The sequence below is a fragment of the Streptomyces aurantiacus genome (genome assembly GCF_001418335.1).
GTDB lineage: Bacteria > Actinomycetota > Actinomycetes > Streptomycetales > Streptomycetaceae > Streptomyces > Streptomyces aurantiacus.
Genome location: NZ_LIPP01000127.1, coordinates 1 through 10,082 on the forward strand (window position 1 = coordinate 1; position 10,082 = coordinate 10,082).

The window sequence follows — 10,082 nt, forward strand, 5'->3', positions numbered from 1 at the left end:
GGTCCGGGTCCGGGTCCCGGTCCGAGTCCGGGCCCGGGCCCGGGCCCGGGCCCGGGCCGAAGACGGCGTCCCGATACGCCTCCTTGTCGCCGCTGTCGCCGCTGCCGCCGCTGCCACCGGGTGAGAACGTCCTCAGCGCCGACGCCGCCCGGTCCTCCGTCACCTCGCCCAGCGTTCCGTCGAGCGCCATGAAAAGCCGGTACTCGTCCCGCGTGTGGCCGGCCACGAGCTCGACGTCCCGTGCCGCCCCCGCGGCGAGCGCCTCCCAGGGCGCGGCCGGCAGGACGTCCCCGTCCACCACGGGCGCCAGCGGAATCGACGTGTGCGCCAGTACTCCCCACCGCTGCGCGTACCGCTCCATCCGCGCCCCGACCGCGTCCCCCGCCGCGGGCAGCAGCCCCGGCGCCACCGTGGCCAGGTCGCCCACGGTCGGCCGCAGCCCCAGTTCCGCCGCGAACTCGCCGGCGATGTCCGCGGCGAGTTCGGGCGAGAAGAACGTACCGGGCACGCTCTGCGCGATCGCCCGCTTGAAAAGGCCCGCCGCGCGGGGCATCGCGAGGAGCGCGGCGAGCGAGCCCGCGCCCGCCGACTGGCCGAAGACCGTCACACGGTCCGGGTCGCCGCCGAAGGCATGGATGTTGTCTCGCACCCATTCAAGGGCGGCGACCTGGTCGAGGAGTCCGCGGTTGGCCGGGGCGCCCTCGATGAGCGCGAACCCCTCGATGCCGACCCGGTAGTTGAGCGTCACCAGGACGACGCCGCCCTCCCGGGCCAGCAGGCCGCCGTCGTACTCGGGCAGGCCGGACATCCCGATGACGTACGCACCGCCGTACAGCCACACCATCACCGGCAGCCCGGCGCCGGGGCCGGGATCGGGCGTCCAGACGTTGAGCGTCAGCCAGTTCCCGTCGTCGTCGGCGTGCCCGGCCGCCAGCGCGTCCATGCCGAACGCCGCGGACTGCGGAGGCGGCGGCCCGTACCGGCCCGCGTCCCGTACGCCGTCCCAGTTCCGCGCGGGCCGCGGCGCCCCGAACCGCAGGGGGCCGACGGGCGGTTCGGCGAAGGGGATACCCCGGAACACCGCCGTACCCGCCCGGTCGGTCATGCCCCGCAACGCCCCTGCCGTCGTACGGACTTCGGGTCGACCGGCATCGACATCGACAGCGACAGCGACAGCGGCATCGGCAGCGGCATCCATCGTGGCTCCCTCGGAGGACAGTTCGGACACCGCGGATCCTCCCGCCGAACCGCACCGTACGGCCACCGCTTTTCTCGCCCCAAGATCCACGGACCCGGACAGGGGCGCACCCCGGCGACTACGCTGGCCGACCATCCACCAGGTCGTCCTCGGGGGAACGCCATGGAACCGGCAACCGTAGGCGTGCGGCTCGCGTCCAGTGTGGCCACGCCGCTCATCAGGAAGCTCTTCGTCACGGAGGGGCCGGGCGCGGACCTGGTCGACAAGCCCGTACGCATCTCGTCCCGTGTCTCCTTCCGGGGCGAGAGGCGCACGCTCGGCGCGCGGGACGTGACCAGGCTCGCCACCGAGCTGGTCGGGCGAGCCGTCAAGGACGCCACCGAGCGGCCCGTCGCCGCCGACGAGGAGCAGCCCGTCGTCCACGCCCTCGCGGACACCCTGCACGCCCTCGGCGACCTCACCATGACGGACGCGCAGGCCGTGGCCCTCGGCCACACGGGCCTCGCCCTGCACCTGCGCCACACCGCCGGGAACCCCGACCGGGACCTCGGTTTCGACGCGACGCTGTTCTACGAGCGGCTGCTCGACACGGCCTGCCTGCACATCCTGCACTTCTTCACCCAGCGCTCGACGTTCGTACCGCGAACCCTCGTCGAACAGACGCGTAGGCAGGCCGAACTGATCGCGAAGGTCGACGAGTTGATCGCCCGGACGCCACCGGCCGACGGGGGCGACGCGGCGTTCGAGCGGCGTTATCTCGGCTACACGGCGACGAAGCACAGCCAGCTCACCATCTACGGGCTCGACCTGGTGAACTCGCCGGACCGCTGGCCCCTGGACGCCGCCTACCTCACCCTTCAGGCCCTGCGCCCCGCCACGGGCGACGAGGACGGCGGCGTCGTCGGCTCGCCCGGTCTCCCGCTCTCCGCCGACGAGGCGCTGTCCGAGCAGGACCTGGTGCTGCTGAGAGGGGTGGCCGGATCGGGCAAGACGACGCTGGTGCAGTGGCTCGCGGTGACGGCGGCGCGCGGTGAACGCGGCGACCGGGTCCCCTTCGTCCTGCCGCTGCGCACCCTCGTACGCCGCCCCGACGGGCTGCCCGCGCCCGCCGACTTCCTCGCCGCCGTCCGCGTACCCTTCCACGGCGCGGCGCCGGACGGCTGGCCCGACCGGGTGCTCGGGGCGGGCCGGGGGCTGCTGCTCGTCGACGGCATCGACGAGATCCCCGAACCCGACCGCGAGCGCACCCGCCACTGGCTGCGCGACCTGCTCGACGCCTATCCGGGCAACCAGTGGCTGGTCACCTCGCGCCCCTCGGCCGTCCGCGAGAACTGGCTCGCCGCCGACGGCTTCACGGAGCTCGCGCTCTCCCCGATGAGCCGCGACGACGTCACGGCGTTCATCCGACGCTGGCACCTGGCGGCCCGCGCCGACGCCCCCGACACCCCCGACACCGAACGCCTCGCCGCGTACGAGACGTCGCTCCTCGACGCCGTACACACCAAGCCGGATCTCGGCCGCCTCGCCACCAACCCGCTGATGTGCGGCCTGGTCTGCGCCCTGCACCGGGACCGCCGCGGCTATCTGCCGCACGGCCGCCAGGAGTTGTACGACGCCGCGCTCTCCATGCTCCTCGCGCGCCGCGACCAGGAGCGGGACATGCTCCCGCACGACGCCGTCCGGCTCACCGAGCTGCCCCAGATCCAGCTCCTCCAGCGCCTCGCCTACTGGCTGATCCGCAACGGCCGGCTGGAGATGGACCGCGAGCGCGCCGAGCGGATCGTCGCGGACGCGCTGCCCGCCCTGCCCGCCGTCGCGAGCCAGGGCGACGCCGCCACGATCTACCGCCATCTCCTCGTACGCAGCGGGCTGCTCCGCGAACCCTCCCTGGGCACCGTCGAGTTCGTCCACCGCACCTTCCAGGACTACCTCGGTGCGAAGGCCGCGGTGGAGGACGGCGACTTCGGGCTCCTCGTCCGCAACGCCGCCGACTACCAGTGGTCGGACGTGATCCGTATGGCCGTCGCCCACGCCAGGCCCCGCGAACGGGCGGATCTCCTCACCCAGTTGCTGGCCGCCGCCGAACACGCCGGGCCCGCCGGGGGCACCCGCATCCGCCTCCTCGCCCTGGCCGGCCTGGAACACGCCACGGAACTCGACCCGCGGGTCCGGGCCGCCGTGGAGGAGCAGGCGGCCACGCTCATCCCGCCCCGTACCGCGGAGGAGGCCCGTGAGCTGTCCTCGGTGGGCCCGCTGGTACTGGAACTCCTGCCAGGACCCGAGGGCCTGTCCGACGCGGAGGCCAGGGCGGTCGTCGTCACCGCGTCCCTCATCGGCACCGACGCGGCCGTCCCGGTCCTGGCCCGCTTCCGCAGCCACCCGTCCCTGCCGGTCCGCGCCCAGCTCACCTGGGCCTGGCGCCGCTTCGAGGCCGAGCGGTACGGGGCCGACATCGTCGCCCACCTGCCCGCGGAGAACCTGTACTTCACCGCGCACTCGGCACAACATCTGCGCGCTCTGCGCTCGTTCGGCGGACGGCCACAGATCCAGGTCGTCGGAGACATCGAGGAGGCCGAGCTGCGGTCCGGCCTACTGCCGGACGTCACGCGCCTGCTCGTCTCCCGGGACAACCACGCCCTGCGCTCCCTGGACTGTCTCTCGTCGCTCCACCGGCTCCGGCACCTGGACATCAGCGGCAGTCCGGTCGAGGATCTGGGCCCGTTGGCCGGGCTTCCGTTGGAATGGCTGTCGCTGGGGCGTATGCCGGGGCTGGAGACGTTGGGTGTCCTGGCGCCGCTCTCGGCCTCCGCGACGCTGCGCGCCCTCGACCTCGGCTTCGCGCTCCTGGACGAGTCCCTCGACGCCGCTCTCCCCGAAGGGCTCGACCTCAGCTATCTGCGCTTCACGAAGAACGCCCTCCAGCACACCGGGCTGCGCGGCCTGCGGCGCCGGCGCTCGGTACGGACGCTGAGCCTGGCGGGCCTTCAGGAACCGCTCACTCCACAGGACCGCGAAGAGGTCGCGCTCCTCCCCGAGCTGGAGGATCTGCGCCTCGACTGGAGCGCGGCGCCCTGGACCGAAGGACCGGTCCTGCCGCACGTCAAGTACCTGCGGTTCAACAAGTTCACCGGGCCGGAAGACCTCTCGGCGGTACCGGATCTGTTTCCCGGACTGCGGTCGGTGACCTTCGTCCTCGCCTCGGAGACGACGGAGGTGCCGGACCGGATACGCGACCTCTTCCCGCGCATGCACACCGTCATGAGGGCGCACACCGTCCTCTGAGGGCCCAACCGACACCTGGCCGGTCACGGCGGTCACGGCATGCCGATGGGGCCGGTGCTCGAAAGCACCGGCCCCATCAGTCGTTCATCAACCGGTCGTTCACCGACCAGTCGTTCTCAGGCGGACCCGGAGGTCACGCCTCCTTGCTCAGGTTGGGGCCTGCCCCACCGGCCGCCTGCTCGATCGGCGGGACGTCCGGCAGCGGCGACTTCTCCTCGCCGCGGAAGGTGAAGGTCTTGGCCTCACCCTCGCCCTCCGTGTCGACGACCACGATGTGGCCGGGGCGCAGCTCGCCGAAGAGGATCTTCTCCGACAGCGTGTCCTCGACCTCGCGCTGGATCGTGCGACGCAGCGGACGCGCGCCCATGACGGGGTCGTAACCCTTCTTGGACAGCAACTCCTTGGCGGACTGGGAGAGCTCGATGCCCATGTCCCGGTCCTTGAGGCGCTCGTCGACCTTCCCGACCATCAGGTCGACGATCGTGAGGATGTCGTCCTGAGTGAGCTGCGGGAAGACGACCACGTCGTCGACGCGGTTGAGGAACTCGGGCCGGAAGTGCTGCTTGAGCTCGTCCGAGACCTTGTTCTTCATGCGCTCGTAGTTGGTCTTCTTGTCGCCCGAGGCCGCGAAGCCCAGGTTGAAGCCCTTGGAGATGTCCCGGGTGCCGAGGTTGGTCGTCATGATGATGACCGTGTTCTTGAAGTCCACGACCCGGCCCTGGGAGTCGGTCAGGCGACCGTCCTCCAGGATCTGCAGCAGCGAGTTGAAGATGTCCGGGTGGGCCTTCTCGACCTCGTCGAAGAGCACGACGGAGAACGGCTTGCGTCGGACCTTCTCGGTCAGCTGACCGCCCTCTTCGTAGCCCACGTAGCCGGGGGGCGAGCCGAAGAGACGCGAGACCGTGTGCTTCTCGCTGAACTCCGACATGTCGAGAGAGATCAGCGCGTCCTCGTCACCGAAGAGGAACTCCGCGAGTGCCTTGGACAGCTCGGTCTTACCGACACCGGACGGGCCGGCGAAGATGAACGAACCACCGGGACGCTTCGGGTCCTTCAGACCGGCGCGCGTACGACGGATCGCCTTCGACAGCGCCTTGACGGCGTCGACCTGGCCGATGACCCGCTTGTGGAGCTCGTCCTCCATGCGCAGCAGACGCGAGGACTCCTCCTCGGTCAGCTTGAAGACCGGGATGCCGGTGGCGGTCGCGAGGACCTCGGCGATCAGCTCGCCGTCGACCTCGGCGACGACGTCCATGTCGCCGGCCTTCCACTCCTTCTCGCGCTTGGCCTTGCCGGCCAGGAGCTGCTTCTCCTTGTCGCGCAGGGAGGCGGCCTTCTCGAAGTCCTGCGAGTCGATCGCGGACTCCTTGTCGCGGCGCACACCCGCGATCTTCTCGTCGAACTCGCGCAGGTCCGGCGGCGCGGTCATCCGGCGGATACGCATCCGGGAGCCGGCCTCGTCGATCAGGTCGATCGCCTTGTCCGGCAGGAAGCGGTCCGAGATGTACCGGTCGGCGAGCGTCGCCGCCTGCACCAGGGCCTCGTCCGTGATGGACACCCGGTGGTGCGCCTCGTAGCGGTCCCGCAGGCCCTTGAGGATCTCGATGGTGTGCGGCAGCGACGGCTCCGCGACCTGGATGGGCTGGAAGCGGCGCTCAAGCGCGGCGTCCTTCTCCAGGTGCTTGCGGTACTCGTCGAGCGTCGTGGCGCCGATGGTCTGCAGCTCACCACGGGCCAGCATCGGCTTCAGGATGCTCGCGGCGTCGATGGCGCCCTCGGCGGCACCCGCACCGACCAGCGTGTGCAGCTCGTCGATGAACAGGATGATGTCGCCGCGGGTGCGGATCTCCTTGAGGACCTTCTTCAGGCGCTCCTCGAAGTCACCGCGGTAGCGGGAGCCGGCGACCAGCGCGCCGAGGTCCAGCGTGTAGAGGTGCTTGTCCTTGAGGGTCTCGGGCACCTCGCCCTTGACGATGGCCTGGGCGAGGCCTTCGACGACGGCGGTCTTGCCGACGCCGGGCTCACCGATCAGGACCGGGTTGTTCTTCGTACGACGGGACAGCACCTGCATGACCCGCTCGATCTCCTTCTCGCGCCCGATGACCGGGTCGAGCTTGGACTCACGAGCGGCCTGGGTGAGGTTCCGGCCGAACTGGTCGAGGACCAGGGACGTCGAGGGGGTGCCCTCGGCAGGACCGCCACTGGCGCCGGCGGTCTCCTTGCCCTGGTAGCCGGAGAGCAGCTGGATGACCTGCTGCCGCACCCGGTTGAGGTCTGCGCCCAGCTTGACCAGGACCTGGGCGGCGACGCCCTCGCCCTCACGGATCAGGCCGAGCAGGATGTGTTCCGTGCCGATGTAGTTGTGACCCAGCTGAAGGGCCTCGCGGAGCGACAGCTCCAGGACCTTCTTGGCACGAGGGGTGAAGGGGATGTGCCCGGACGGGGCCTGCTGGCCCTGCCCGATGATCTCCTCCACCTGCTGGCGGACCGCCTCGAGCGAAATCCCGAGGCTCTCCAGGGCCTTAGCGGCGACACCCTCACCCTCATGGATCAGGCCCAGGAGGATGTGCTCGGTGCCGATGTAGTTGTGGTTGAGCATCCGGGCTTCTTCCTGAGCCAGGACGACAACCCGCCGCGCGCGGTCGGTGAACCTCTCGAACATCGTTAATCGCTCCTCAGAGCGGTCAGGCAGTAAGGGGACGCTCCCCTCCCTGTCCTTCCGCAGCTTAGTCCCGCAAGCGGGGACCGCTCATTCCAACTGCCGACACCGGACCGAGAACCAGCACTGCCTTCTGACTCCGAACGCCGACACCAGCTTCAACCTGATGGTGCGAGACGATGTTCCCGCAGGCCAGACAGATACCCCCGCCATCTGTACGCCGATGGCGAACGTGAGATGCCCGAGCCACGCGTGTCGACCCTCCCACTAGGGATGTCTTACCCGTACGCACTGACACTCCATGCCGAGCGCACCGGTTCCCTCCGCTACGGGCGAACACCCTTGCGCCGTCGGCCGCCCCCGCGCGCCCTCTTTTCCGGCACTCTTCGCACACGTCGGACCACCCAGCGTAACGCGAACGCTCTTCTGACGGTTGGCCCTGCATGGTCCCCACGGTCCCCTTCCCTCGCCGTCCGCTCGATGTGCGCCGCCCGGACGCCGTGGTCCGGTACTGGTACGAGAACGAACTGGGCTGGGCAACAGTGCCCGGCGCCCCCGTCGAGGCCCCCGTAGAGGCCCCGGTCGAGCTGCTGACGGGGCTGCGTTTCGACGTCCTGGAAGCGCCCGCGGAGGCGGGGTACGCGGCGCTGCGGCATCTGATGCCGGGCTCTCCGGTGGCGGTGTGCGCGGACCGGATGCGGGTGTTCGTCGCCGCGGGGAGCGCGGAGGAGCTGCCGGGGCTCCTCGACTGGCTGGAGTGGGGCTCTCTCGCGCTGGATCTCAGGGCGACCGGCTCGGGCGGGCGCGTAGCGGCGCCGCTGCCGCCGGGCCTGCTCCCCGCCGCCGGCTCGCAGGGGGCCGCCGTGTGGCTGCGGCCCCCTGAGCCTGGCCGCGAGGTGGAGTCGTCGCTGCCGGCACTGTCGGCCCTGGGCCGAGGCGGTGGGGGCGGTGGGGGCGCCCCCGATCTCGTACGACTCGTGGAGACGATGGCCACGGAGTGCCATCGCATCCGGCTGCGCCGCTGCTGCGGTCAGCCGTTGGCCTTCTCGTAGGCCTCACGAATGGACGCCGGAACGCGGCCGCGGTCATTGACCTCGTAACCGTTCTCCTTCGCCCAGGCACGGATCTGCGCGGTGTCCTGGCTGCCACCCGTGGCGGCGCGCGCCTTTCCACGGCCGCCCGAGGCGCGGCCTCCGGTGCGACGGCCGCCCTTGACGTACGCCTCAAGAAGTCCACGGAGCTTGTCCGCATTGGCGGTCGTGAGATCGATCTCGTACGTCTTGCCGTCCAACGCGAACGTCACGGTCTCGTCCGCCTCGCCGCCGTCGAGGTCATCGACAAGAAGGACCTGAACCTTCTGTGCCACTGGATTTCCTTTCATCGATATCTTCAGGGCCGAGGGTCCACGGCGGCTGCCGCAGTTTCGTGTCCCCTGTTATATGCACTACTGCAGTACGTCGGAAAGCAAACCGCTTTTGCTGGGAAAACACAAACCCCTGGGAGAGACCGACGGGACCCGGAGAGACCGGAAACGTGCGCGTTTCGGACATAGAGTCCTTGGGCAGGGCCGACCGGTCGGCTCCGGCGGTATGTCCGGAGTATTACGCGGCGGCGATCACAGATGCAGAAGCATCCGGCTGTTGCCCAAGGTGTTCGGTTTCACTCGTTCGAGCCCCAGGAACTCGGCCACGCCCTCGTCATAGGAACGCAAGAGCTCGGCGTAGACATCGGCGTCAACGGGCGTCTCACCGATCTCCACGAAGCCGTGCTTCGCGAAGAAGTCCACTTCGAAGGTCAGGCAGAATACGCGGCGAACACCGAGCAGGCGGGCGGCCTCCAGCAACTTCCCCAGCAACTGATGGCCGACGCCGGCGCCCTTCATCACGGGGTTCACCGCGAGAGTGCGGACTTCCGCGAGGTCTTCCCACATGACGTGCAGAGCGCCGCAGCCCACGACCTCCGAACTCGGTCCGGTGCCGCGTTCCGCCACCCAGAACTCCTGGATGTCCTCGTAAAGCGTCACCGTCGCTTTGTCGAGCAGGATGCGGCCTCGGACGTAGGAGTCAAGGAGGCTGCGAACCGCCGGGACATCGCTGGTCCTGGCCCGGCGGACGGTGACGGCATTAGTACTGACTTCGGGCTGCTCTGCTGGCATGAGCGGACGCTATCGCCCGGTCTCGGCCTCTGCGGCGGCGGGGTTCTCGCCTGCCGTGTTCTGCGCGGCGGGCGTTTGTGGCCCCTGGACGATACGCAGGGCATCGCGCAGTGTTTCGCGCTGTTCCGCGGACATCATGCCGAAGAAGGCGACGAGAGCGGCGGCCGGGTTGTCGCTCTGGGACCAGGCCTCGTTCATCAACGCGGCCGCGTAGGCGGCCCGGGTGGAGACCGCCTCGTATCGATAGGCCCGGCCTTCCGCCTCACGGCGCACCCAGCCCTTCTGGTGGAGATTGTCCAAAACGGTCATCACCGTGGTGTAGGCGATGGACCGCTCCTGCTGCAGGTCTTCCAGGACTTCTCGCACGGTCACCGGGCGGTTCCACTCCCACACCCTCGTCATGACCGAGTCTTCGAGTTCTCCCAATGGACGAGGCACAGTTCGGAACAATAGGGGGAGAGATGGCCGATCACGTGGTGGACGTGCCTTTGACCGGCAAACAGCAACAAAAAGGGCGCACGACTCGAAAATCAAGTGAGCCGTACGCCGTGGAGCGGGACCTGGACCGGGAAAACTCAGACGCCGGTGTCGCGGGGGGGCTGGCGGGTGTGCTCGGCGCGGGCGAGGACCGCGTCGACGACCGCGTCCTCCTTGGACTTGTTGGCGCCGCCCTGGCTCTTCACGATCGTCACGATCAGACCGGTGAAGAACACGGCCATCACTATCGGGGGCACGAGCGCGGAGACGTAGTCCATACCGTCCAGAGTAGCCAGGGCGGCGCCAACAAG

Annotated in this window: 8 protein-coding genes; 2 read left to right on the forward strand and 6 right to left on the reverse strand. The window is 69.7% G+C overall.

Annotated elements, in window-relative coordinates:
* Positions 1-1,105, reverse strand: a 1,105-nt coding sequence (locus AOK01_RS18180) for a carboxylesterase/lipase family protein (protein WP_245702298.1), incomplete at its 3' end; no start/stop codon positions are given.
* Positions 1,106-1,360: 255 nt separating this feature from the next.
* On the opposite strand from AOK01_RS18180, the gene AOK01_RS18185 reads away from it, so the two are divergent.
* Positions 1,361-4,480, forward strand: coding sequence for an NACHT domain-containing protein (locus tag AOK01_RS18185; protein ID WP_055512922.1), 3,120 nt, complete (start codon positions 1,361-1,363; stop codon positions 4,478-4,480).
* A 133-nt stretch (positions 4,481-4,613) separates the two neighbouring features.
* On the opposite strand, the gene AOK01_RS18190 is transcribed toward AOK01_RS18185, so the two are convergent.
* Positions 4,614-7,142, reverse strand: coding sequence for an ATP-dependent Clp protease ATP-binding subunit (locus AOK01_RS18190; RefSeq protein WP_055512924.1), 2,529 nt, complete (start codon positions 7,140-7,142; stop codon positions 4,614-4,616).
* A gap of 440 nt (positions 7,143-7,582) precedes the next feature.
* On the opposite strand from AOK01_RS18190, the gene AOK01_RS18195 reads away from it, so the two are divergent.
* Positions 7,583-8,191: an SCO3374 family protein gene (locus AOK01_RS18195; RefSeq protein ID WP_055512926.1), complete on the forward strand. Its 609-nt coding sequence runs from the start codon at positions 7,583-7,585 to the stop codon at positions 8,189-8,191.
* Here AOK01_RS18195 and AOK01_RS18200 read toward each other — a convergent pair.
* The 4 genes from AOK01_RS18200 to AOK01_RS18215 form a co-directional block, all read right to left on the reverse strand.
* Complete coding sequence (locus tag AOK01_RS18200) at positions 8,170-8,505, reverse strand: histone-like nucleoid-structuring protein Lsr2 (protein ID WP_055512928.1); 336 nt, start codon at positions 8,503-8,505, stop codon at positions 8,170-8,172. The two genes, AOK01_RS18195 and AOK01_RS18200, sit on opposite strands and share 22 nt — an antisense overlap.
* A gap of 249 nt (positions 8,506-8,754) precedes the next feature.
* The gene (locus tag AOK01_RS18205) at positions 8,755-9,294 is read right to left on the reverse strand and encodes an amino-acid N-acetyltransferase (protein ID WP_055512930.1); all 540 of its coding nucleotides are present in this window, start codon (positions 9,292-9,294) and stop codon (positions 8,755-8,757) included.
* A gap of 9 nt (positions 9,295-9,303) precedes the next feature.
* Positions 9,304-9,732, reverse strand: coding sequence for a BlaI/MecI/CopY family transcriptional regulator (locus tag AOK01_RS18210; protein ID WP_079103508.1), 429 nt, complete (start codon positions 9,730-9,732; stop codon positions 9,304-9,306).
* 137 nt (positions 9,733-9,869) lie between these two features.
* Positions 9,870-10,049 carry a hypothetical protein gene (locus AOK01_RS18215; protein ID WP_055512934.1) on the reverse strand — a complete coding sequence of 60 codons (180 nt, stop codon included), beginning with the start codon at positions 10,047-10,049 and terminating at the stop codon, positions 9,870-9,872.
* Between the last annotated feature and the right edge of the window lie 33 nt (positions 10,050-10,082).